The 22,809-nt window shown below is 29.5% G+C and carries 37 protein-coding genes; 4 read left to right on the top strand and 33 right to left on the bottom strand.

The window, feature by feature from the left end; genetic code table 11:
- Nucleotides 1-41 precede the first annotated feature (41 nt).
- The 19 genes from MHN29_RS13420 to MHN29_RS13330 all read right to left on the bottom strand — a co-directional run bounded on the left by MHN29_RS13420 (nt 42) and on the right by MHN29_RS13330 (nt 12,613).
- Nucleotides 42-2,423, bottom strand: coding sequence for a zincin-like metallopeptidase domain-containing protein (locus MHN29_RS13420; RefSeq protein ID WP_235275073.1), 2,382 nt, complete (start codon nt 2,421-2,423; stop codon nt 42-44).
- A gap of 7 nt (nt 2,424-2,430) precedes the next feature.
- Nucleotides 2,431-2,886, bottom strand: a complete 456-nt coding sequence (locus MHN29_RS13415; protein ID WP_235275072.1) for a hypothetical protein — start codon at nt 2,884-2,886, stop codon at nt 2,431-2,433.
- Between the two features lie 4 nt (nt 2,887-2,890).
- Nucleotides 2,891-3,523, bottom strand: coding sequence for a hypothetical protein (locus MHN29_RS13410; protein ID WP_235275071.1), 633 nt, complete (start codon nt 3,521-3,523; stop codon nt 2,891-2,893).
- Nucleotides 3,524-3,541: 18 nt separating this feature from the next.
- Nucleotides 3,542-4,024 (bottom strand): hypothetical protein, encoded by a 483-nt coding sequence (locus tag MHN29_RS13405; RefSeq protein ID WP_235275070.1) that lies wholly within the window; start codon nt 4,022-4,024, stop codon nt 3,542-3,544.
- Nucleotides 4,024-4,557 carry a hypothetical protein gene (locus tag MHN29_RS13400; RefSeq protein ID WP_235275069.1) on the bottom strand — a complete coding sequence of 178 codons (534 nt, stop codon included), beginning with the start codon at nt 4,555-4,557 and terminating at the stop codon, nt 4,024-4,026. Before MHN29_RS13400 ends, MHN29_RS13405 begins: the two co-directional genes overlap by 1 nt.
- A 5-nt stretch (nt 4,558-4,562) precedes the next feature.
- Nucleotides 4,563-5,162, bottom strand: a complete 600-nt coding sequence (locus MHN29_RS13395; RefSeq protein ID WP_235275068.1) for a hypothetical protein — start codon at nt 5,160-5,162, stop codon at nt 4,563-4,565.
- Nucleotides 5,159-5,476 carry a hypothetical protein gene (locus tag MHN29_RS13390; RefSeq protein ID WP_235275067.1) on the bottom strand — a complete coding sequence of 106 codons (318 nt, stop codon included), beginning with the start codon at nt 5,474-5,476 and terminating at the stop codon, nt 5,159-5,161. Before MHN29_RS13390 ends, MHN29_RS13395 begins: the two co-directional genes overlap by 4 nt.
- Nucleotides 5,477-5,539: 63 nt before the next feature.
- The gene (locus MHN29_RS13385) at nt 5,540-6,106 is read right to left on the bottom strand and encodes a glycoside hydrolase family 108 protein (protein ID WP_235275066.1); all 567 of its coding nucleotides are present in this window, start codon (nt 6,104-6,106) and stop codon (nt 5,540-5,542) included.
- Nucleotides 6,106-6,498, bottom strand: coding sequence for a carboxypeptidase-like regulatory domain-containing protein (locus tag MHN29_RS13380; protein ID WP_235275065.1), 393 nt, complete (start codon nt 6,496-6,498; stop codon nt 6,106-6,108). The genes MHN29_RS13385 and MHN29_RS13380 overlap by 1 nt, the downstream gene beginning before the upstream one ends.
- A 2-nt stretch (nt 6,499-6,500) precedes the next feature.
- Nucleotides 6,501-7,259: a hypothetical protein gene (locus MHN29_RS13375; protein ID WP_235275064.1), complete on the bottom strand. Its 759-nt coding sequence runs from the start codon at nt 7,257-7,259 to the stop codon at nt 6,501-6,503.
- A 33-nt stretch (nt 7,260-7,292) separates the two neighbouring features.
- Entirely contained in the window at nt 7,293-7,484 is a 192-nt protein-coding gene (locus MHN29_RS13370; RefSeq protein ID WP_235275063.1) for a hypothetical protein, read from the bottom strand.
- 2 nt (nt 7,485-7,486) lie between these two features.
- The gene (locus MHN29_RS13365) at nt 7,487-8,398 is read right to left on the bottom strand and encodes a hypothetical protein (protein ID WP_235275062.1); all 912 of its coding nucleotides are present in this window, start codon (nt 8,396-8,398) and stop codon (nt 7,487-7,489) included.
- Nucleotides 8,399-8,419: 21 nt separating this feature from the next.
- A complete protein-coding gene (locus MHN29_RS13360) occupies nt 8,420-8,689 on the bottom strand; it encodes a hypothetical protein (RefSeq protein WP_235275061.1) in 270 nt (89 codons plus the stop codon).
- The gene (locus MHN29_RS13355; protein ID WP_235275060.1) at nt 8,690-9,043 is read right to left on the bottom strand and encodes a TRAM domain-containing protein; all 354 of its coding nucleotides are present in this window, start codon (nt 9,041-9,043) and stop codon (nt 8,690-8,692) included.
- 71 nt (nt 9,044-9,114) lie between these two features.
- On the bottom strand, nt 9,115-9,705 hold the full coding sequence (locus MHN29_RS13350; protein ID WP_235275059.1) for a hypothetical protein: 591 nt from the start codon (nt 9,703-9,705) through the stop codon (nt 9,115-9,117).
- A gap of 2 nt (nt 9,706-9,707) precedes the next feature.
- A complete protein-coding gene (locus tag MHN29_RS13345; protein WP_235275058.1) occupies nt 9,708-10,154 on the bottom strand; it encodes a hypothetical protein in 447 nt (148 codons plus the stop codon).
- Between the two features lie 8 nt (nt 10,155-10,162).
- On the bottom strand, nt 10,163-11,638 hold the full coding sequence (locus MHN29_RS13340) for a transglutaminase-like domain-containing protein (RefSeq protein WP_235275057.1): 1,476 nt from the start codon (nt 11,636-11,638) through the stop codon (nt 10,163-10,165).
- A 222-nt stretch (nt 11,639-11,860) separates the two neighbouring features.
- Nucleotides 11,861-12,100 carry a hypothetical protein gene (locus MHN29_RS13335; protein ID WP_235275056.1) on the bottom strand — a complete coding sequence of 80 codons (240 nt, stop codon included), beginning with the start codon at nt 12,098-12,100 and terminating at the stop codon, nt 11,861-11,863.
- A 132-nt stretch (nt 12,101-12,232) separates the two neighbouring features.
- Nucleotides 12,233-12,613, bottom strand: a complete 381-nt coding sequence (locus MHN29_RS13330) for a hypothetical protein (RefSeq protein ID WP_235275055.1) — start codon at nt 12,611-12,613, stop codon at nt 12,233-12,235.
- A gap of 183 nt (nt 12,614-12,796) precedes the next feature.
- On the opposite strand from MHN29_RS13330, the gene MHN29_RS13325 reads away from it, so the two are divergent.
- Nucleotides 12,797-13,024 carry a hypothetical protein gene (locus MHN29_RS13325; protein ID WP_235275054.1) on the top strand — a complete coding sequence of 76 codons (228 nt, stop codon included), beginning with the start codon at nt 12,797-12,799 and terminating at the stop codon, nt 13,022-13,024.
- A gap of 13 nt (nt 13,025-13,037) precedes the next feature.
- On the opposite strand, the gene MHN29_RS13320 is transcribed toward MHN29_RS13325, so the two are convergent.
- The 4 genes from MHN29_RS13320 to MHN29_RS13305 form a co-directional block, all read right to left on the bottom strand.
- Nucleotides 13,038-13,367, bottom strand: coding sequence for a hypothetical protein (locus MHN29_RS13320; protein ID WP_235275053.1), 330 nt, complete (start codon nt 13,365-13,367; stop codon nt 13,038-13,040).
- Nucleotides 13,368-13,402: 35 nt separating this feature from the next.
- On the bottom strand, nt 13,403-13,681 hold the full coding sequence (locus tag MHN29_RS13315) for a hypothetical protein (protein ID WP_235275052.1): 279 nt from the start codon (nt 13,679-13,681) through the stop codon (nt 13,403-13,405).
- Between the two features lie 10 nt (nt 13,682-13,691).
- On the bottom strand, nt 13,692-13,979 hold the full coding sequence (locus MHN29_RS13310; protein WP_235275051.1) for a hypothetical protein: 288 nt from the start codon (nt 13,977-13,979) through the stop codon (nt 13,692-13,694).
- A 196-nt stretch (nt 13,980-14,175) separates the two neighbouring features.
- Nucleotides 14,176-14,334 (bottom strand): hypothetical protein, encoded by a 159-nt coding sequence (locus tag MHN29_RS13305; RefSeq protein WP_235275050.1) that lies wholly within the window; start codon nt 14,332-14,334, stop codon nt 14,176-14,178.
- A 431-nt stretch (nt 14,335-14,765) separates the two neighbouring features.
- Between MHN29_RS13305 and MHN29_RS13300 the strand changes: the two genes are divergently transcribed.
- A complete protein-coding gene (locus MHN29_RS13300; RefSeq protein ID WP_235275049.1) occupies nt 14,766-14,933 on the top strand; it encodes a hypothetical protein in 168 nt (55 codons plus the stop codon).
- A 17-nt stretch (nt 14,934-14,950) separates the two neighbouring features.
- Here the strand turns inward: MHN29_RS13300 and MHN29_RS13295 are convergent, their stop codons facing one another.
- The 7 genes from MHN29_RS13295 to MHN29_RS13265 all read right to left on the bottom strand — a co-directional run bounded on the left by MHN29_RS13295 (nt 14,951) and on the right by MHN29_RS13265 (nt 20,042).
- Nucleotides 14,951-15,607 carry a recombinase family protein gene (locus MHN29_RS13295; protein ID WP_235275048.1) on the bottom strand — a complete coding sequence of 219 codons (657 nt, stop codon included), beginning with the start codon at nt 15,605-15,607 and terminating at the stop codon, nt 14,951-14,953.
- 44 nt (nt 15,608-15,651) lie between these two features.
- On the bottom strand, nt 15,652-16,377 hold the full coding sequence (locus MHN29_RS13290; RefSeq protein ID WP_235275047.1) for a hypothetical protein: 726 nt from the start codon (nt 16,375-16,377) through the stop codon (nt 15,652-15,654).
- Nucleotides 16,371-16,709 (bottom strand): hypothetical protein, encoded by a 339-nt coding sequence (locus MHN29_RS13285; protein WP_235275046.1) that lies wholly within the window; start codon nt 16,707-16,709, stop codon nt 16,371-16,373. The genes MHN29_RS13290 and MHN29_RS13285 overlap by 7 nt, the downstream gene beginning before the upstream one ends.
- 2 nt (nt 16,710-16,711) lie before the next feature.
- Nucleotides 16,712-17,020: a hypothetical protein gene (locus MHN29_RS13280; RefSeq protein ID WP_235275045.1), complete on the bottom strand. Its 309-nt coding sequence runs from the start codon at nt 17,018-17,020 to the stop codon at nt 16,712-16,714.
- A 2-nt stretch (nt 17,021-17,022) separates the two neighbouring features.
- Nucleotides 17,023-18,936 carry a hypothetical protein gene (locus MHN29_RS13275; protein WP_235275044.1) on the bottom strand — a complete coding sequence of 638 codons (1,914 nt, stop codon included), beginning with the start codon at nt 18,934-18,936 and terminating at the stop codon, nt 17,023-17,025.
- Nucleotides 18,937-19,015: 79 nt separating this feature from the next.
- Nucleotides 19,016-19,330: a hypothetical protein gene (locus MHN29_RS13270; protein ID WP_235275043.1), complete on the bottom strand. Its 315-nt coding sequence runs from the start codon at nt 19,328-19,330 to the stop codon at nt 19,016-19,018.
- 442 nt (nt 19,331-19,772) lie between these two features.
- A complete protein-coding gene (locus MHN29_RS13265; protein WP_235275042.1) occupies nt 19,773-20,042 on the bottom strand; it encodes a hypothetical protein in 270 nt (89 codons plus the stop codon).
- Between the two features lie 137 nt (nt 20,043-20,179).
- Between MHN29_RS13265 and MHN29_RS13260 the strand changes: the two genes are divergently transcribed.
- Nucleotides 20,180-20,557 carry a DNA-binding transcriptional regulator gene (locus MHN29_RS13260; protein WP_235275041.1) on the top strand — a complete coding sequence of 126 codons (378 nt, stop codon included), beginning with the start codon at nt 20,180-20,182 and terminating at the stop codon, nt 20,555-20,557.
- 52 nt (nt 20,558-20,609) lie between these two features.
- Nucleotides 20,610-20,969 (top strand): hypothetical protein, encoded by a 360-nt coding sequence (locus tag MHN29_RS13255; protein WP_235275040.1) that lies wholly within the window; start codon nt 20,610-20,612, stop codon nt 20,967-20,969.
- A gap of 11 nt (nt 20,970-20,980) precedes the next feature.
- Here MHN29_RS13255 and MHN29_RS13250 read toward each other — a convergent pair whose 3' ends face one another.
- Genes MHN29_RS13250 through MHN29_RS13240 form a run of 3 tightly spaced genes read right to left on the bottom strand, consistent with a single transcriptional unit; the run spans nt 20,981 to nt 22,035 of the window.
- Nucleotides 20,981-21,148, bottom strand: a complete 168-nt coding sequence (locus tag MHN29_RS13250) for a hypothetical protein (RefSeq protein ID WP_235275039.1) — start codon at nt 21,146-21,148, stop codon at nt 20,981-20,983.
- On the bottom strand, nt 21,138-21,884 hold the full coding sequence (locus MHN29_RS13245) for a hypothetical protein (protein WP_235275038.1): 747 nt from the start codon (nt 21,882-21,884) through the stop codon (nt 21,138-21,140). The genes MHN29_RS13250 and MHN29_RS13245 overlap by 11 nt, the downstream gene beginning before the upstream one ends.
- Nucleotides 21,856-22,035, bottom strand: a complete 180-nt coding sequence (locus MHN29_RS13240; protein ID WP_235275037.1) for a hypothetical protein — start codon at nt 22,033-22,035, stop codon at nt 21,856-21,858. Before MHN29_RS13240 ends, MHN29_RS13245 begins: the two co-directional genes overlap by 29 nt.
- Between the last annotated feature and the right edge of the window lie 774 nt (nt 22,036-22,809).

Here is a 22,809-nt window from a genome sequence, read left to right as displayed (position 1 = left end):
GTTTAATGACGTCTCATTTAAACTTAAATACAATATAAGAATTATAATTCTAAAATAATCTCTTTTTCTTCACTTATTAATTGTTGAAAATATGGACTATACTTTAGATCAGAAAGTGGGTTATAATCGTTGTATCTGTTTTTATGGTTATAGATGTAATTGTTTTTAAAATCGTCACGATCTACAACACCTTTTAAAATGATATCACCATCATAAGCAACATTAGATCCACCTCTCATTTTACCATCCTTGGTTCTTTGATTGATAATCATAAAGACTTTTCCATGAAATTTTTTTCGGAAGTCCTTATCTATTTTAGCTCTACTATTTAACTCCAAAACTTTAGCCCAACTATCAACTATAATTAAATCGAAGTAATCAATGTTATCAATGATTAATTTAAAGTTTTCTTCTTTTGTTAAGTCTGCATTATCTTCAACAACTGTAACCAGTTTTTGTGTTTCTTCAGTAAAGTATTTACGCTGCTTTGATTTTGAAAGCTCATTGTTTGCACCTTCTTCAAAACTAAATATTACACCTTTATATCCTGATTCAGCAAAAGCATTGGCAAATTGATAAGCTGTGTGTGTTTTTCCTCCACCTTCTTCAGAATCTAAAGTAATTACTAACGAACCTCTTTTCTTCTTTTCAATTTTCCCTAAGAATTTAGATAAATCTTGATTCTTTAAAGTGAAATATTCAGAAGGAGCTTCTTCAGAGTTTAATAATTCATAAGAGGTTTTAAATGGATTCTTCTTTTGTTGCACTTTTGTTGCAGGCTCTAAATTTTGTTGCAATTTTGTTGCAATTTTGTTGGGTTTTTGTTGCAATTTTGTTGCACTTTTGTTGATGTCTGTTGCAACAGTTTGTAAAAACCCAGTATTTATAGGGGGTTGCGGAGTATCCTGCTTAAATTCATTTTGTTGCAGTTTTGTTGCAATTTTGTTGATGTCTGTTGCAACAAATGTTTCCTTTTTGGGTGGTAAAGTAATAAATACTTCTTTAGCTGGAGGTAAATCAACAATGATTTCAGCAGCATTCATTCCTACAACTTCTTTTTTTCTAGCTGCTTTCTTTTTTGTTGTTCCTGGTGTTTTTTTGGATGCTGTTTTTAATAAACCATGTAAATACTTTGGAACTCCTTCTTCATCACGTTGTAAAATAAAATCAGTTGCTTTTTGTGCTTGTGAACTAGCTCTAAAAATCAATTTATTATCATCTTTTAAATGCTTTAAAGCTCTTTTCCATCCTTTTATGTATTCTGCATGATTTGAATCATTACGCCACATAATACCTGCTTCAGCACTTAAAAAAACAGCTCCAAATTCTGCCACTAATTCTTCCTTTGCATAATCAGGATCTCCAAACTTTGATCCAGGAACAAAACGATTTAATCTCTTTTTATGTCCTGTGCTATGAATAAACTCATGAAATAAAGTTCTATAGTAATCTTCCTTAGTTTCAAAATCATTTAACTTAGGCATTTGTACAAAATCCTTAGTCGGTGTATAATATGCACGGTCTCCACCATGTTTTAAAGGTGGTTTTGGAGTTGGATAAGCTTTTACAATTGCTTCAGCAGTTGTAATTTTTTCTTTATCCGTTTTAGCAAACTCTTTTCGATATTCATCTAACTTAAAATCTATTCCCTCAATATCAGCTCCATTAAATACTCGGTAATATTTTAATAATGGTACGATTGAGTTATTTATAAAAGAATCTAAACTACCTCCATTTTGAAAGTGTTTAATTTTACTTTGATGTTTTTTGATGTAGGTAACAAATCTTTTTACATCATAAGTACCAATTTTTAACTTATGTTCATCTTGTTGAAAGATGAATAGTTTTGTAAAATAAACTACCTCATGACTTTTTGAACCTTTTTTAATTTTACCTTTAAGTTTTTCTACTTGCTTAAAGGTTAAAAAATAAGGGTTCTCAAAACTTTTCATTCCAAAAGTTGTTAAAAGAGCATGGTTTATCCCTCTATATGGTTTTTTGGAAATAAAATTTACAGGGTACATAAACTCGTTAATTGTTTCCTGCCATCTTTTTACATATCCATGCCCAGTTGCTTCCTCTATTAAATCAATCATTTTATCAGTAATCATCTGATAAATATCTTCAGCATTGATTTTCCCATTCATTCCCAAGGCAACATCTTTTACAGGCTTGGAATATAAAGGTATCCCCATTCCTTGGAGTTGGTTTACATTTACATGTTTTACCTTTTTTGATAGCTCAATAAAAAACTCCTGGTCTGGAAACTCTTTTAATATGTTTTGAATTTTACCATGTATAAAACGAGCTTCTTCAGTAGTATTTTTTACTACTGATAATTTCTTTAAAAAAGATTCCAAGAAAACTCTAGTTACTTTGGTATTATCTAATTCGTTGTATTGCTGTATAAGTGATTCTAACATAAATTTCTTAAGCTATTAATTCAAAGTGTTGTCCTAATGATTCAAATTGAAGTTTAATCAATAATTTTCCTTCAATATTGCCTTGGAATAAATCTAAATTTGAAAGAAGATTTTCAACTGGTAATAGTGTGGGGATATCTTTAATTTCAATGGCCTTTTTTCCTGGTATTTGAATGTTTGAAATATTAACATTTGCAGTACCTAAATAGGCATTATTTCTTTTGTTATAGAACTTAATTTGGTGCAGTTTAAGCAGCTTATAAGTATTGATTCCTATATACTGAGCAGTTGGATTGATTATTTTAAAAGACAAGTTAAAACGGATCTGTTTTATACTTACATCTAAGTTACTTAATCCACTTATTTTTAACTGTAATTTCCCCGCAGATTCTTTGATTTTATTATACTTTACAAGTGAATAAATTCCAATACCTGCAATAGCTCCTAGTATTACTTTTTTCATTGTTTTATAAAGAATTTACTTGAATGTTTTTAGAATAGGCACCGTCTTTCTCTGGTGTAAAGGTGGTAAATCTAGCGTTTGGAGCTGCTCCAATTACTTTATAAACTACATATCCTGCTAAAACAATTTCGTTAGTTTTTTCCAGGATAAAAGCATCAGGAATTTCGTTTTCTTCATCGTAATAATGAATTGAAATTTTATTGCTTTCTTTAAGGTAAATCCAATTAATATTATTTGATGAAACAGCACTACTTACCAATAAGTAATTTCCTGAAACTGATCCGTTATTGTAGTTTTTTAATGTTACAATATTTGAACCATTAGTCCAAGGAAAAGGAGGGATACTAGTTTTATCTTTAAAATTATTAAATGAGACTAAAACACTTCTCCATGAAATAAATGTTTTTAGCTTCTTTACTTCTGATTTTGTAAACTGTCCTTCGTTCCATTTTTCAATTAACTGTGGAGTAATACTTCTTAGTATCGATAAATCAGGGAGATCATTAAATCTTTCATTAATTAAAATTTGAACTAACGTAGTCGGGTCTTGGCTTATATTTACTAAATCTACACCTTGAATTTGTTTACCACCAACTCCGTATTTTCCTTTACCAGTTTTTAATATATATGTATTCATAATCTTTTCTAAAACTTATTATTTTCCTTCTCCTGGTCCTGGTCCTCCTTGAATAAAACGACCAACTTTTACTATTAAAATTTCATCTTCTTTTACGTCTAAATCTGAGTACTCATTTAATTGAGTTGCTAGAGCATCTTCAAAAGAAGTATTTGGAGGTACTATAATACCTGGTAATTCAATTACTTTTATTTTATTATTTTGATTTATGTTTGCACCTGGAGTATTTGAGTTAGCAGCTCCACTAAAAAAACCTCGTGCAGCAAATTCAGCTATTAAACCATCAGCATCTTTTGCCCCAAAAGTATCTTCTAATTCATCTAAAGGAATATAGAAGTTATTGAATTCAGGCTCTTCTGAATTCGGTTCTATTATTACCCCACCTGGTTCTTTTGAAACAACTCTTCGAATTGATGAGTAACTTATTTTTGAATCTCCATTTTCAACTACAGTTACCAGGGTAATATTATTTACTTTACTTATTTTAATTACTCTACTCATTATGAATATTGTTTTTTACAGCTACAAGGCTTTTTTTGTGTATAATTATTAGGTCTTGAAACTTGTGGTAGTTCTACACCAGGTCTTTGTTGATTCTCGTTTCTAATTATTTCAGGTTGATATCCTCTTTTAACTGTATAACCACACAAAGAATAAGTAACAGCCATTATTGGCTGATCTGTATTATTTTGAGCAGTTCTATAAGCTTTAATAGAAATAGGAATCTGAGAATTTGCAACGATTTTTTTATGCAAATCTGATCCTTGAACTTTCCAAATATGATTATCTAAAAACAGTTCAATGTTTTCAATCTTATAAGGAATATTAAGCCCACTCAAAGGACTAATAAATGTTATGATATCACGTTCATTTTTTTGAACTAAAACAATTCTAAATCTTACTGAATCAATAAAATTTATAAACTTTGTGTATTGAGCATATCCAAAAATGGCAATTGCCATTGTTGCTAATATTCCAGTAGGGAATGATCCTTTTTGCTCTTGTTTTTTCTTAGGTAATTTTGCTTTTTCCATTTTCATTAATTTAATGGGATTCCTATTTTTACTTTAAAATATGCAGTTCCTTTTACGCCTATTGGTTCTATATATCCAACTCCTGCACCTATCCGAAATTTGTTTTTAATGGTATAATCAATACTTGCCTCAGCTCCAATTAGTGAACTATTGAAGCTTAGCAATGGATTAACATTTAAAAACAGGGTGTTTTTGGTGTTTTCTGTAAATGTTTCTCGTTCAATAAGCTTAGTTATTATTGAATCGTTAGTAATTACTTTTAGATCGTGTTTTAAAACCTTTCCTTCAGAAAATATGGTAGAATAAACCTTGGCATTAGAAAGATTAAAAGTGTCTTTACTTTTTACAACTTCTTTTAAAACCTCACTTTCTTTAAGTGGCTTTTTAACGTATTCAAGTATTACTTTTCTAATAGTATCATACACTACAAATTCTTTTCTATGAATAATTGTATCATGTGAAACACTATCTATTCTTTGTTTTACCTCTTTGTTAGTTGTAGTTGTTTCTGTGGTTTTTACTTCTTTCTTTTTACAAGTCTTAAAGTTTAAAATCAACATCAAAAACAATAATGTAAAAAGGCTAAATGTTGCTATTTTGTTCATCTTTCTCTAAATATTAACTTTTTTACAAATTCAGTATTGGAACTTAGTTTTAAAAGTAACTGTACTAGGTTCATGGAGATTAAACCAATCAAAAAACCTACACCATACGATGAGTTTTCAGATAGGTTTAAAATGTCTACTAAAAATGGAGTTAAATAAGTTGTTGTTGTTGCTCCTCCAAAAGCACGAAATAGATAATTAAAAAATCCTTTTTTATCTTCTGCTTTTGCTCCAATTATTCCCGAGACTGCTCCAGTTAATAATAACCCTAGTTTTATCCCAAGCATATCAAACATTTCTTGTAGTAAGTTCATTTTCGTTTTGTTTTATTCTATAAATTGTAATACCAATGCCCAGGAAAAGAAGTGATGTAATTATTAGGCTACTTTTTTTTTAATTACGATGTTGAATTTTTCAGATAACAAGCGTAATCTTCTTAGCCAACTTCTTCCATGATGATTAAAATCTGGACGGCTTTCGTAATATGCTTTTCTTGCTAAACCAATTTCAATAAATAACTTTTTATAGTCTACAGAATTAACCGCAGCTAAAGTTTTAGCACCAAAAAGCCCATCTACTTTTAAGTTTTTTCCAAACTCATTATTTAGAACACGTTGAACGATTTTTGTAATTTTATAAGGCTGAGAATTTATTGCATGATCTGCAATAGTTTCAGCCACTTCTTGACTGTCTATGTAATCTCCTAAGACCTTATCCCAAAACTCATTTTTAAAAAGAATATGAGCTTCTTGTTGGGTAATATTAAGCATGTCCTGTTGTGTTGGCGGTCTACCAATTACACGCTCATAAAAACGTGCTGAAACCCCAAAATTTGTACCTACTAATTCATCTTTAGAATTATAGTTTCCCCAATCTGTTGGGATATTCTGATAACCTCCTTCATGACTTTGAATTGAGGCTTTAAAAATCTCATAATTTGCCATTATAAAACTACTTTTTGTACGTTCCTATTTTCTTTTTTTTCTTCATCACTACTTGATAACAAGGCTAAAAAACCTAAAGTTGCTGCTGTAATACCTGCTATTTTCCAACCTAAATAACTTTTCTTTTTTGGTGGAAGTGTTATTTCAACCTCGTCTAGCATTTCAAAATTGGCATCCAATTTTAAAACACTAGGAACTTGAGCAACTGGAATAATTTTAATTCCTTTTCCTAAATGCGAGAAGTTCAATTTTGCTGTACTTCCTACTAATAAAGAATAATTTCCATCTATATCGGTAGTAGTTCCAATAGAAGGGTTTCCTACAACTGATACATGAACATTAGGTATTCCCATACCAGTTTCATCAATTATTTTACCTTGTTTTCTAAACATTTTTAAATCTCTTTATTTGTTACTTGATGCTGTAATACAACCCCTGTTTTTGTAAAAGGAATTGCAAAAAAGTAATCCTCAACGATGTAGTAGTTTTCTTTCCTGTTATCTGAATGAGTAAATACACCGTTTGCTATAACTTTACCGACTTTTTCCCCAAACTTCAACTGATCGTAATACTCATCCGTTCCTTTCCATACTCCATTATCTTTTTCCGCCTTGTTTACGGTAATACCATTTTTATCAGCACAGTATAGCGTTATACCAATTGGGTATAAAGTGCTAACATTTTCATTCTGTGAACTGGAATTAATAATGCCCCAAAACGTTTTTATTTCATCAGTTCCTAGTCCTTTACGGATATCAGTAAATAAATTCCGATCAAATAATATATAGTAGGCATGTGATACCGCTTTTACATTGGAAACTCTAGTTGCGATATCATTTAAAGCGGCTTCATCTGTTGAAATATTAATTGAAGGGATTAGCATACTTAAAAAGCTAGAATCAGGAAAACCAATTCTAGTAAATGATTCGTAAATAATAGCTGCTGCTGTTAAATTTGGATTTCCCGCGTTTTCACGTGCAAAGTTGTTTGCTCGTAGCTTTTTATATTGAATATTTACATATCGTAGCCCTGCTGCTACACCTAAAACAAGGAATACCACTTTTAAAGCATTTACTCCCTGACCGATTGCCTTTTGTCCTTCCTTAGAATTAACTACGCTTGCAGCTACTGGAATTGCTAGAGGGTTTCCCATTCCTTGATTTTTTTTCATTACTACTTATTTTTTTTAGATGAAGCTTTTTAATATTGCTCCATTCTGAACAAACTTTTCACTTGCTCCTGGTTTCTCTTCCATGATCTGAGCTAATAGCATTAATGCATCAGTTGAAGCATGATTATCTATTTTTTCTAAAGCTTCCTGTCTATTCATTTTATCTACTACGTTCTTCCCTGATACTTTTACGTTAAAATTTCCCATAATTATTGTATTAATTCTTTGATATTATGTTTTTTGATTAATTCTTCTAATTCAGTTTTAAATGGTGCTACTCGCATCATAGCTACGGTTAAAAACGATAGCTGATTAGCGAACTCATCACTTATATTGTCCGATTTAATTAAATGAACAAAAGCTTTTTTATTCTCTGATAAACCCTCAGTTATGTCAGGTGCTGCCATACCTACTGGAGCACTTGGATTATTAGGTAAGTATTGACCAAGCATACCAAATGCAGATTTTATAATATCAGGGTCAATGATTGGCTTCTTATTTAGTTTTTCTTTTTCTAAAGCAACCTCTTTTACCTTGTCTGCAATTTCAATTACACCTTTTAATTTTCTGTTTTCAGAATCTAAATCATCAACTTTTTTTTCTTGCTTGTTGTATTTTTCTTTTAAATCATCATATCTTTCTTTTAATGATTCATATTTTGCTTCTACAACATTTAATCTTACAACTTCAGGCATTGACATTCCCATAGGTGCGCTCATTCCTCCTGGTGTATTCATATTATTATGATTTTGTGGGTAATAATTTGAAGAAGAAACAGGAGGTGTAACAGTTGGCTGACTTTCTGATACACCTTGCGCTGTTTCGTGAACCACTTCCTCTGGCATTTTGTTTTGTGTTGAATTGTTAATTCTTATAACAAAGTCAACTTTCCTATTGGATGTACCATTAGGCTTAAATTTTTGTACTCCTAAAACATTAGAAGTGTAGGTGTAATGTAACTGTGAGATTAAATCTTTAAAAGAAAACCCTTCTCTTTGTAAGTCAGCATAAGAAAGCTTTTTGTAGAATTTTTTATTTTGATTTTCATAATCGAAAATATCTACAGAATTGGCTGGGTTGCTTTTTAAAAAAGCTTCTATTTCTTCTAATGTATTTTTCATTTTGATTCGGTGGTAATTAAATTAGTCACATGTACAATCAGGCATTTTTATATAGCTCACATATAAATCTTGTTCATTACCTAAACCTCCAAGAAAATTAATATCTAAACTTGTTTGGTCTAAGGTTGTATTTCCTGTTTTGATGTATCTATCTTGGGCAGGTTTTAAGACAAATAATCCTATTCTTACATCAGTTGCCCCAACATTTTTAAAGTAGATGTTTTGTAAGTTTGCAAGTGAGAAACTATCATCGCTTGTAATCTTACTTTCTACAAATTTTCCTCTTTCCATCTATTGTTGTTCTTGATCTATATAAAACATCATTTGACAAGTGAACTCTTTGGCTAATGGTTTTATAGCTTTGGCAACAACATTAATTCTTCTATTTCCATCAAAATGGATATCCTTTCTACTGTCAAAATGATTCCCATTTGTAGGTTGATATTCTTTGTGAGTAACAAATGGATGAAGCTCTTCATTATTATTTGCATCCTCGATCTTAATATTTACAATTTCACCAGGAGCAGCATCTGTAAATAAAGCACACTTTACAACCTTTCCACTATCAATTTTCAATTCTTTAGAATCAAAATCACCACGTTCTTTAATTGTGATATTTATAACTTTAGTTTTTAATTTTGCCATCTTAAAAGAGTTTAAAAAAAGCCCATACTTAAAAGCATGGGCTTTTATAATTAATAATTACGAATTGCTGCTTATCTAGTAGCTTTAAATCCAGAGAAAACAATTTCTAAGTATTCTTTTTTATCTTTTAAAGGTGCTGCTCCATCAGGATATTCGATTTCGAATTTGATGTTAGAACCTCCAGTTAAAACAAAAGGAACTTTTAAATTGAAGATTTCATCAGCTAGATTTACAAAATCTTTGTTTACATTAATTAATTCAGATAAAGAGGTAGTGTATTTTACATCTTCTTCTTGACGAATTCTTAACACAGCATTTCTAACTGATGCAGGAAAAGCTTCATTATAATTTAAAACAGCTTCTTTTCCTGTTTCTAAATGAGTTGCATAACCGATTCTAATTCCATCTACAATTAAAACTTCAGAATCAGGAAGTACGGTGTCTGTAAAATCTGAAACTCCAACAACCTTTTTGGTATTTGAATCAATTAATTGTTTTTGACCTCCAGAAGGAACAATTTGTTTTCTTAAAATAGAGCTGTTGTTTACAACTCTTACTTTTCCTGATTCTAAATCAGATCTAAATTGAGTACTCAAACTTGATTGAGCTGTTAATAATTCAATTACTGAATTTCTGTGTTCTGTTAAATCGAATGTTTTCATTTTTATGCTTTTAATTTAATTTCACTTGTTTGCTTTACTGTATCAAGTACATCTGTTGTACTCCAATTGTACATTGGTACATTTAATGTTGATTGATACAGGTTTCCTTCAGGAGCATTCATACCTGCAATAGCAGCAACAAATTTTTCTCCTTTAGTTGTTGGAGTGTCTTTAACACTTGGAGAGATTGCCTTTGCAACTGCTCCAATTCCTTGTTCTACTGAAACTCCTAATAAAAATCCTTTTGTAGATTTAGCTAAAGCATCATTCCCTTGAACTCCACTAGCTATTGCAAGTGTTAACAATGAAAGACCTGCTCTTGCAATCGGCTTTTTTAACCCCTCTGGGGCGATTCCCATAAATCCTTTTGACACAACAGCTCCACCCATGGTAGAAACTCCTGTAACTGCAGAATCAATGGCGTTTTTTTGATTTAATTTAAACTTCATTACTCTTTTTATTTATTGGTGTTACTTTCTTTCTTGCTTTTTGTCCCTATGTATATTGCTGTTCCAATTCCTGCAATAGCTAATGCTCCTAACAATAATGCGTTACTGTTTTTTTTAGTTTTAGGGGTGTTATTTCCATTATTTGAATTGTTGTTTTGAGTTGGCACATTTCCAGTTCCTGTTGGAATAACCGGAATTCCTCCTGGATTAGAGTTTTGAGAACCATTTCCAGTAGTAGAGTTTCCTCCGCTTCTCACTCCTCCAGTAATTTTAACTACGAAATAAGATCCTTGGTTGCTATGAGTGTTCACTCCTAATAATGGATTTGAACCAGGAAAGGTTACAGATTTTTGTTGCTTAGTAAAACTAGCTTGACTAGCTAGTTTATTAAACATTTCTACCTCTAACTGATCTAAATTTCTTTTCGCTCCTGCGTTTCCTTCAATCATTCGATTAGAATCAGCATCAGAACCGTTTCTAATGTGCATCGCTTTTAACCAACCAATGTTATACAGCACTTCATTAGTATGTTCTTCAGTTCCTAAACGCTTAGAAGAAACTTGGCTAATCATACTTTGAATCCTTCTCATGCTATCACGCATAACTTCATCGGCTGAAGTTTGTTTTCCGAATAAATTAGAAAAGAAACCACTACCGAAAAGCGTTTGAATACCTTCAGCAACAAATCCCATTCCTTGCGTTTGAATATTTACTCCGTAAGGAATCATTACACCATTAACTACAATATGAGTAGCTTGTAAATCAATCATAGGATTAATCCCTCTATCTGTACTTCTACGTACTTCGTTTTCGATTCTTCGAGTTACTGACTTATGAACTCCGAAACTGTTTAATTGAGCTAAAAATCTTCTGAAGTTTGCAACCGTTTCAGATTCTCCTTTTGAAACATTTGGCATAGCTGCATGCAAACCGTAATAAGGCAATTTTACTTCCATATCTTCATTTTGTATATATTCTACTTCTGTGTTGACCTTTTTTGTAGGGTCGATAATGAGTGTTTGATTGCCGGAAGGAATTATCACATATACATGCGACCATCTATGTGGTTCAGATGGTTGTTTTACTTTTCTAAACGAATGTGGTATGTTTAAGGATAATAGGATTGTACTCGTAAATAAACTATACGATTTACAATCTGACCCCTCTAACCTGGTATTCCAAGTACATGAAGGACTTCTTAATTGTTGATCGTACCCGTCAGCTTGGTATTGTACATGATCGTATAAGAATTGATAGATATTAGCTACCGTTTGTTTAAGGTTGCGGCCTTTTAAAACTTTAGATATCTCTTTTGAGAAATCTTTATATTTTAAAGCCCATTCAACCATTTGTTGCATACCGCCAGTAGTTGTATAATCTCCTAAATAAGTAGATTTACATGGCGTAAAAGTGAAAAAACGATCATACTTTGTATGTGTTTTCACTTTTCGGTATAATGCTTTATTTACGGTTGCTATATCCATCCTTTGCTCAAATTCTTTGGCAATAATAATTTGAGATTTATGGATGTTTGGAAGCTAGTTAAGCTAGCACAAGCTAAAACAACCTACGGTAAGATAAAGTAACCTAAAGGAAGATAAAATAACCTAACACAAGCTAAAACAACCTAAGTGAAGCTAAAGTAAGCTAAGACAACCTAGCATAAGCTAAATCAATCTAAGTGAAGCTAAAACAAGCTAGCAGGGCTAATCTGCTATAAATTTATCTTGTAAATCATTTAATTTGATGAATTCTTTAACTTCTCGTATTCTAAAGTTGCGAATATTTAAAGCTCTTTTCATGCTCATTTTTCTATTTTTTGATACTATTTCGCTTATTTCTCGTTTCATAGAATCATGATCCGTAACATAGTCTATAAAAAAATTATAGAAATCACATTTTCTTAAATAAGGTCTAACTTTGTTATCTTCTATTATAATATTCATTTCAAAAAGGGCTTAATTAGGTAGCTTTAATATTTTGTAAAGCAATATTTATTCTTACTTTTGAATTGTCGAAAACGAGAAAAATCGACTTTCAATTAGTATAGTAAATCAACCACTCCTTTTGTGGTTGATTTATTTTTTTTCAAACTGTAAGTAGTGGCTAATTGTATAATGATTTAAATATTCTTCTACAATTCCAGTAAAAGGATCAAATAATTTACCTTTATCCGTTTTAATTATAAAATGCCCAGTAGTATCTGGTTTTCCAAATCTTATAATACTGCTGTTAGGAATTGAATTAATTTCATTTAAAGGAAGATCACAATAGGTGATAGATGTTCTAAAGCCATTTTTATCTAGATAAGGTTTTATATCATTATAAATACAAACACTATATATTTTGTCAAATTCATTTATAATTTCTTCAAGGGATTTCCCTGTAATCATGGCAACACATGATTGCCCACATTGTGATGATCTAAAAGGTTGGGCTTGAAAGTTTGATTTTTTCATTTTTTGCTCTTTTTTACGTAGCAGAAATGCTACAGTTTTTTATTAATTTTTATCGTTTATTTATTTTCTATATTTTTGATTTCCATTTAGTTGTTTCTGTTTTATTAAAGACCCTTCATTTGTAAGATTAGCCATACTCTAGTATGGCTTTTTTTACAGCCATATTTTTTTTAATTTTGTTCTATGATTTTCCATTCTTTCTTATTAAACTTAGGTTTCAGATATAGACCAGATATTGAGGTCCCAAAAGATATTTTACATTATGATTTTAAAAAAAGCACTATAACATATAGAGCTAAATCACATAAATTACACCCTCCATTAGAGATTTATAATTCAAAGAACGAACTAATAGAATCCTTTGATGACCTTTATCAATTATCAGACTGGGTTAAATCTCTTGATTCTTAATTCTACAGTTACTTTAATTCATTTCACTTTCTACAAGTATTCTAAACTTTTTTTCCTCAGCATCATCTTCTATACTACCATATCTTAAAGTATATACTCCTTTATGTAAAAATGGAGTAGCTCCTATAATTTTTCTAATGCCTTTAATCATTTCGTCAGCAGATTCTCCATACATATAAAATGTTCCATGAGATAGATCAGCACAATATTCGTGTCCGTCATATTCTCCTAAATTTTTATTTTTAAAAATATCAGCTACTTTATTACCAAATTCATGTATAGAATCTATATCAGTTTTTTGATTAAATTCAATTATTAATGCTTGTTCTACTGTTTTTTCCATTTGTTGCGTTTTTTGCGTAGCTCAATTGCTACAGTTTAATCGTTCATTAAATAAGGTTTATAAGGCATTCCTTTGCAATAGTAGCAAACATTAAATACTGCCTCTTCTATTGTTATATCTTCAGTGCAATTGCATTTCACAATTGATTTAGATTCAATTTCATTTTTCTCAACATAATCTTTAAAATCAGCAATAGTTTTCTGCATGTTTATGATACTATTACCATTATCTATATAGCTAGTGTGATGCAGAAATCTTAAAAGCGAGAACATTGCATGTTGTGATTTTGTGTCAAATTCTATTTTCTGTGCCATATTGCTTTATTTACAGTTTAATAGCTTCAATTGTTTCTTTAATCCTCATTTCTTCTGTTAATGATTCTGCTTTAATAAATATGTAACCACTATGCTTTAACTGATCTAAAAGTTCTTCTTCTGTAAAATCATCAATTGAATTATAATCGATTTCATCTTCATGAACCATATCCAAATTTCTTTCTGAATAATCTTGAATATCATCTTCATCAAGATTTTCTAAAATCAAATCTTCAAAATCTCCATCATAAGAATCTTTGAAGTATTTTTTTCCTTTGATTGTTATTTCTGTTATCATAATTCCTACAGTTTTATTAATCTACTTTCGATAAGCTGGATATCCAGCTCGTCGATACTTTTTATTTTTATTCAATTAAACAGTTCTAATCATTTTATTTTAGCTACATTCGCAGCCACTTAAGAGACGTCTTAAGTTCTTTTTCATAGCAATTTTCCCACTCAATCTTTGAGTGGGTTCTTTTTTATCACTCATACTACTGTTTTACTGCTTTAATACTTGTTACTCTAAATTCTTGCATTAATAATGGATGAGTATCTTCAATGATTGTTTTTATTCGATTTTCTACTTCTTCAGCAGATAAATTAATCCAGTCACTTGTTAACTCAACTTCAACTTTATATGGTGTTGCCATTTTATCTACAATTATTTTAAAATTTATTTTTAGTTTAACTTTTACTTTTCATATTTTTGCCGCCTTTGTGTTGTGAGGACTACACATAAAACTATTAAAGGGTTCAATAATGAACTCTTTTTTTACTGCTTAAATTTCTTTTATAGTCATTTTGATCAATCAATCATCATAATTTTATTTTCTTTAATTTAGTAACAGATTTAATTTTGTGAGAAATCTCAAGTATTTCTCTTAAATTTTGCCATGCCTAGCGCATGGCTTTTTTTATTTTTTTTGTAAGCTCCCAATAATTTCTCGTCTATATTTATGAACAGAAATTGATTTGCTAGGGGGCATTTCTTTTACATTTTGAAGGGAGCATTTCTATGCTCCTTTTTTCTATTATTTTTATACTTCTTTTGTTTTATTATTTTTACTTAAAAATTATAATTATGATAAAACCTAATACTACAGTGACTTATACTGACCCAGTAAGTAAAAAAACTAAAAAAGTAACTGTTCTTTCTATAGATGAAGTGATGGCACATGTACAGATAATTGGAACATTTGAAACTTTTCATTGCCCTACAACTGACTTAACTTACCAGATAGATAAATAAGCTATATTAATTACTGTTTAATTTTTACGTGTAATTTTGATTTTTCTTTTTCTTTTAGCGTTTTGATTTCCTTTGTTTTTATGCTCTGATCTTTTTACATCAATCCCTTCGAATTCAAGGCATTTATAGACTGAACCTTGCGAAATACCAAACATTTTTTGAATTGCTTTAATTGATTTAGTATCATCCTTCCACATACTTACAACTCCAGGAGCTACATCTTTTAATTTTTGAGATATTCCTTTTGGTCTACCGCCTTTAATTCCCCTTTTACGTGCTGAAGCCAATCCAGACATAACACGCTCCCTGTTAATTTCTCTATCCATTTGGTTAAGAGAAGTAAATACATTGAAAATAAACTTCCCATGAGGAGAGCTTGTGTCTAAGAAAGGTTCTTGAATGCTTTTAAACTCTATATTATTTGATTCAAATAATTCCATCATAGAAAGCATATGTTTTACATTTCTTGCTAGTCTACATGATTTCCAAACAATAACAGAATCTCCTTCTCTTAGTTTCATTAACATTTCTTCTAATCCTTTTCTATCTTCTTTTGCTCCAGAAGCAATGTCTGTATGAATATTTTTCAAATCAACTCCAAATAATTCCAATGCATCTATTTGCATTTCTAAATTTTGAGATGGAGTACTAACTCTAGCGTATCCGAATTTCATAGTTATAGTATTATTTTATGTAAGTGTTTTTTTGAAGTTTGTTTTTATTCTTCTTTTTTTGGTTTTTTTGGACACCTCCCTTTATGGCTATCTCTACCTTTTTTATTTGAAAAAACTGAATTACAGTAAGGGCAGGTTCTATCTGTTATTTCTTGCTCTATCTTTTCTAAATCTTGCTTTTTTTCTGTTATTAAGCTGCTAACTTCTGTTAGCTTGGTTTCTGAATCTGTTATTTTCTGGTTAACACTATCTAATTTTTGATTTGAATCTGTTATGCCTTCTTTTACTTTTGCTAAAATCTGTTTTGCATCTGCTAAATTTTGTTTTTCTCTCTTCTCGTTCTGCTTTTCTTTTACTCTATCAACAAATACATGATTTAACCAAAAACCTAAGTAGGTAACAAAGGCGCAAAAGATTAATAAGTTTGTTATTACCTTCCAGTTCTCCTGGTTTAAAATGTCTGTGATTACGCATAAAACAAGAAAGTCAAAAAATGCAATTGAGATAATTACCCAGTCTTTGCTTTTTGAGATATTTACCGCAGTATTTAACATAGCCCTAGAAATGAAGTATCCAAAAAATACAGAAGCTAATAGCCTTACATTTTCGTTTGTAAATAGGTAAGCAAACAGAGTATAAAAAAAAGCTGCTTGTTTTAGCCCATAGAAAATTCCATAGCTAATAATTGAAAACGAAAGAGATTGCATCGAGGTTAATGATTCGTAAAGCTCAACCTTATTGTTTTTTATTTTCAAAATATTTCTTAGCATCCCTCACGATCTAGTTTATTAATTACATTCTGAATCCCTAGCTTAGAATATTCAGTTTCTCCCATTCCGTATAATTCAATACATAGCTTTTTTAAAGCCCAAGCTTCGTAAAAATCAAATGTGAATTTGATTGTTTTTCTACTTTCGAATAGATCAAGTTTCTTCTTAATCGTTTTAAATTTTTTATCAAATTTATCAGCTAGATTTAAACCTATTGAAGCAGCTATTTTTTCATTTTTATCAAACCTTTTAAAATCTAAATCGTACAACTTTTGAGTGATCTTACGAATAGCAATTAATTCATCCAGTTTTAAATTTATTTTCACTTTCATAATTATTGCGTATAAATTCTTGTTATCAGTTGATTTGTGTTATTGTTATAAAAATCTAACACATTGGTTTTACCTGAATATTTTGAGTTTTGATATCTTCTAATCATAGCATCAATTATTTTATTGACATCTTTTCTATTCTTACTTATAAAGCTGTACCAAACAGGGTTAGACCTTTTATTTCCATTTTGTGAAGGAAGTTTTAAATGAGAATATTTATTATTTAAAAGCATAACCATTTTAACCTCTGAGCATTTAGAGCAAGAACGTTTTTTGCCAGCTCCACAAATACATTTTTTAGTTTTTTCCATTTTTAAGCTAAGTTTTGATTGTTTTTATTTATTAAGTTTGGTAGTGATAGCAAGTATTCATGTGGTAAATTATCCTGAACGTAGCTATAAAGCTGTTCGTGTGTGTATTTTCCTGATTCGTACTTGTTTATTGCCTTAGTAAGTTTTTGTTGAATAGAAATTCTACGCTTTTCTTCTTTCTTCTCACGTTCTCTAGCACTAGCTTCAATTTCTAATCGTTTCTTTTCTTGTTCTCTTTGTTCTTTGTATTTTTTGTTCTTTAGCCAAACCTTATGAAGTCCATAAAACCCTATTTCATTGGTTTGAGTTCTGTTTTTATCGAAGTATTTGTAAGGGAATAAAGCTTTCATTTGAGCTTTTTTAATAAACCATTTTCTAGCAAAATTTAATTTCCAACGATATTCTCTTAGCTTTTTTATTAGAGTTTCCTTGTTTACTATATTTTCAAGAAATTGTTCGTTTAAAGCATTAATTGTCTTTTTCCACTCACCAGGATAAACATTGTGATTTTTCCAAATTTTCGCTGAAGATTTTATAAAGTCTTGAAGTATGATTTTTTTAAATTCATCCCTATTTACATGGGCATACATGGCTATTTGTTGCAGATAGCTATACCTTAATCCTTTATAATCGTCAAACTCTCCATTAGCTAATTTTTGAGCTAATTCGTAATCATCCATTAACCTAGAAAGAAAGTTTTGGGTAATAACCTCATATTTCCCTGATACCTTACTATTTTCCACACCTGGTTTTAAAAAATTGGGAAGAATTTTTTTGATTTCGGCGCGCCCTAGTGAATTAATTTTGTTTATCCCTTTGGTGCCTTTGTAGCCGTCCGCAGGACATGCGTTGTTGCTTTCGTTCCCCTCCAGCATCGAACCGGATTTATTTAGACCTGTGCCTTTTGCACAGTCTTTTCTTTCTTTTTCTTTTAAATTTGTTCTAGTAGCATCACTATTATCGTGCAAAGTTTTCGAAAAAGTAGGGGAAAAGCGTTTATTTTCAAGGGTTTGAGATTTTGGTTCTTTTCCGTCGAGAATTTCTAAAATCTGAGGATTTATATTTACTTGAACTGGCTTATTTTGGTTAATTCTAACATAATTAATCAAAATATTTGCCTCTCTAAGTCTTTTTACATGGTTTTGAGCAGTCTTTTTGCATATATCTAGTCTAGGTATATCTGCAATTTTGTGAGTAGCTAATTTCCTATGATCTATCTTTAATTTTGGTAATGAATTTTTAAGCGTACTTGTTGGCCTATTCATTTCCATTAAATAAGTATTACGAGTTCTTAATTGAGAAGTATAAAAACCAATTAATACATGAAAAATTATTTCACTTTGAAACTTAATTTTTTGGAGTTTCTTTTTAGGAATAAAAGCTTCTTTTGAGTTCTCCTTTTCAACAAGTTCATTGTATTGTTTTACAAACAAATAATTATTTTCAGTTTCAAATTCCTTCTTACGCTTCTTTTGAGAATCTGTTAAACTATAGTGATGAATTACTTTTGTGTTGTTGTAATTTCTTATTTGTTCGTTTTCTTCATCAGCTTGTTTGTTGTATTTGTTTACATACTGACGATATTTATCCATTGTTGCCTTAATGGATTCACGATCTAAGTAAGGAAAGTTTATATAAGAGTAATATTTGTTTGGAGTTTGATTTTCTGATCCTTTTTTCAGAATTAAAAAACCATGTTGGTTATTAAACTCTTCAACAGCCTTATTATATTGGGCTATAGTTACTTTTTTTCTCTGTGCGTTATCCTTAAATAATTTAATTGCATACTGGGTTAAATTATCTAATTTATTTGCACTTAAATAGTCTCTGACTAATTGGTTATAAACACCAATTTTGGACAAATTTTTTGCGTTTTTTTGCGCAAAATTTGCATTATTATTTGTATATTTGTTCATGGTTAAGTTACTGTTTTTGCATTAGCTTATCCCTTTGGTTGAAAGTGGTAGAGGCTCAAATTCTGGCCACTTTCTTTTTTTAAGATGCTTTGTTAATTCCTTCATAATTTCTTGTTTTACAGTTTTTACCTCTTTTTATAAAAAAGGCATCCAATAGATTTACTAATTCTTTAAATGAAAAGCTTGGAGGTTGATTTGTTTTAGTGTTTTCTTTTAGATACACTTGAAATTGATTAAAAACATACTCTTCGCATGTAATTAAGCTTTTGAAATGCTTGTTTAAAACATGTTTTTCATCATGTTTAATAAAAAAAACTCTTTCAGTTTCTGAATAGAAAACTTCTATTAAAGAGTCTCTTTCAGCTTTGTATTTTTTTAATTTTTTTTGACCCATTTTATTAAATATTAAAATGATAGAAAATTATTTTAGTGAAGTTTAACTATCAAAAAAGCAACAGAACGTCCCCCGTTTCTGTTACTTATTTTTGATAGCATCTAATCAACGTATGAAAAACTACTTTACAATTTAAATTGCTTGGAAATGATCTTTAAAAAGGGGAAAATTTGTAATAGGTTTAGCAACAAACTAAAATCAAATAAAAGTACAGCTCCAGGAGCTGCACTTAAACAACTAACCAAACTTAGTGAACTATAAATAGTCAACTAAAAAATTCTTCTACCATTTATGTTAATGAACTTTAAGGAAGTAACCCACAACTTCGTTTATACAGGGTCAAATTGTAGTCATTCGGTTTTTTGTTGTGGGTTACTGTTAGATAAGTTTCACTCATCCCTTTGGTTTTTTTGTACCCGTATATGACTTGACCTCTTATATTTTATCCAGCTTTTGACAACTCGATTTTATTTTTATTTCTACTTAGCCTTTTTCTTACTTCCTTATTATGATTTTTCACTAATTCTTGAAAAAAGTAATCTTCCGTAAGTTCAATAGGCAATGAACTTTTGTTACTCTTACGAGTTTTTATTTTATTTTCTTGGTTTGAATCAAAATTTTGTGGAGCAATAACTGATAAGAACAATTCTCTTTCGGCTTGACTTAATTTGCCGAACTCTTTCATTGCTATTTTTAAGTTATTATTTGACACCCTGTATATTTTGACCTTTTAACAAATAATCTTGTGTTATTTATTATATTTGTTTGTTTTACGATTCAAATATACACTCAAATTTCGTATTTGCAAAATAATTAACACTCAAATTTCATATTTTGACAAAATAGTAGATGGAAAAAAATAAATTAAACAGTGAGGATATTAAACAATTAAGGAAAGAGTTAGGTCTTAATCAGACACAACTTGCTGAAAAACTTGGAGTTTCTATGCGTACTGTTCAAAATTGGGAAGGAGAACAAAGAAACATTCCTGATTGGGTATCAAACAGTATACGCAATTTGGGTGTGAATGATAATTCTAGTAAATTAATTCTTGAAAAAGAAGGAGTAAAGATTAATATTGAAGAATTAGTTACTTTCATTGTTAATAATGAAGAGGCATTTATGAATGAAAAGGCCTTTACAAATATTATAGAAATTAAGGTCGCTAAGAAAATTGCAGAAATAACAGCTTCTAAAAATACTTTATTAGATTATCTAAAAAGCTAAATAACTTTTTAGACTTGAAAAGTTATACAAACTGACTTTATAATTTTTTTCTGTGAGTTTAAAAAATAGACTTAAAGTATTAATAAAACATCATAAACTTTCAATAAAATCTTTTGAAAAATCAATTGATGTTTCTAATGGATACGTAAATAGTATAACTAAAAGTATTGGTTTTGATAAAATGATTTTATTGTTGGACAAATTTCCCAATCTAAATATAACATGGCTCATTTCTGGTAAAGGAGAAATGCTTTTAAAACCTAAAAATTCTCTAGATCAATTTACTATTGATGAAATAGCAGAATACATTTCGAAGAATAAAGATACGTTTAGAAAAAACACATCCTATAAATTACTAATTGATAATGAACATAAAGATAAAGAAATTGAAAACCTAAAAAAGAATATATAGTCTATAAATTTTTATCCAAAGATTTTGATAAAATTATTAAACCCTATAGTTTTATACTTATCAATTTCTTTTTGCTGATTTTCCAAGATTTCAATTTGTTCAATTTTATCGTTTAAATCAATTTGAGATGTTTGATTTAACTTCTCTAATATTTCTTTTTTTCTTTTATTATCTCCCATTATCAGCTACTTTTTCAAGTGTATTCCATTTTTCTTCTTCTTTATCCTCTTTAGTGTACTTTAAAATATGAGAAACAGCCAGTCTTATATTATCTAAAAGTTTGTCTTCTAATGTGAATATTCTTCTAATAAAATGATAAATAAAATATGACACAGGGATTAATATAGCAACTAAAATTCCTAGATATATATCAATACTAAAATCGTAGTTTTTCTTAAATATTGTATGGTATAGCCAAAATAAAGAAATAAAAATAAAGACAATACTTGCATGTGGTTCATACCACTTTAATAATCCAGCTTTTTTTAATCGATAATCTTTTAAAGAAGAGAATATAGATATAATAAACATTAAAATGAAAATGCCGAATGCCCATAACCAATAATGAAAGCTATTCCTTCCATTAAAACTAAACTCATTTGCGAATAATTTTCTTTTCTTACTAATTTTTCTAAAATCTTGAACTCTTAACTTTTCATTTTTCTCCTTAATTGAAAGATAATCATTAATAGAAATTAAATTATTTTTTAATAAGCTATCGTGTTTCCTCTCCTCATTATTCCAGTATTTTTTTAATTGTGATCTTTCTGAATATAATTTCACAATTTTAGGATTTTCTTCAGCAGGTATAAATGAACGATGTAGAAAAGTAGCTGCTATTCCTATAACAAGTATAATAACAGCTAATATTCCAGTTGTTTGTTTTTTAACCTTCTCCGTCGTCGTCTGGGTCAACGTCTTTAATTTTTCCGTCGTCTCCTGGGTTTGTTTGTTGGAGTGTGTCTGTCTGAGGTGATTCATTTGTTAAATTTTCTTCAATGTTGTCTGTACAGCTTGTTAAAATTACCATGATAAATAACACAAATAATACAAATACTTTTTTCATTTTTACTTTTTTTAAATTAATAATGAAGCAAAAATAAGTGTATTAAATTATGTGTTAGGAAGATATGAGGAATTAAGCTTTACCACAATTTTTTTTTCTAATATAATGTTTTTTATGGATATTATTAAATGTATTGTTTTACACCATTTGTAGGCGGTTTAATGTCTTTAGGATCTATAAATGAAATTTTGCTTTGATTCCAAATTTTTGTTTCTAGTTTAAAAAAAGAATTAGATAAAGAGACACATAAAAATGTGACAACTATTAATTTCTTTTTGTAATACATATAATTTGGATTTTAAAGGGTTTAATTAAAAAAGAGTAAAAATATGTTTACAGATTTTAAAAATTTACGGCTTACCGTAACAATATTATAATTAAATGTGTACAAACATTTTACATGAAATATTTAATGTAAAATACTACTCAATTTATTAATGGTTATGCAAATAAATAAAGTTTTTTTTACTTCCACAATACCCAAAAACCCTTACCTAGATAGGGTTAACCCTTAGATGTTAAATAGGGAGATTAGGTATTGTAAGTTTTGTTTATTTTAATTAAATTTCGAGCGAAGTAATTAATAAAGTGGAATTATAGCATTTTTTTAAGTACATACAAAAGTACATATAATTGCAAATTTAATTAATTTTATAAAAATATAAAGCATTGATTATCAGACTAAGTTTTGTTTTGTTTTTTTAAACATTAAACTTAGGATCTAGTGCCGTGAGGTGTGAGAGTTCGAGTCTCTCCGCCCGTACTGAGTTTCAA

Source organism: Tenacibaculum sp. Cn5-46, from assembly GCF_022347705.1.
Lineage (GTDB): Bacteria > Bacteroidota > Bacteroidia > Flavobacteriales > Flavobacteriaceae > Polaribacter > Polaribacter aiptasiae.
The sequence above is the reverse complement of the archived record's forward strand: the minus strand, read 5'-3'. Positions and strand labels throughout refer to the sequence as shown.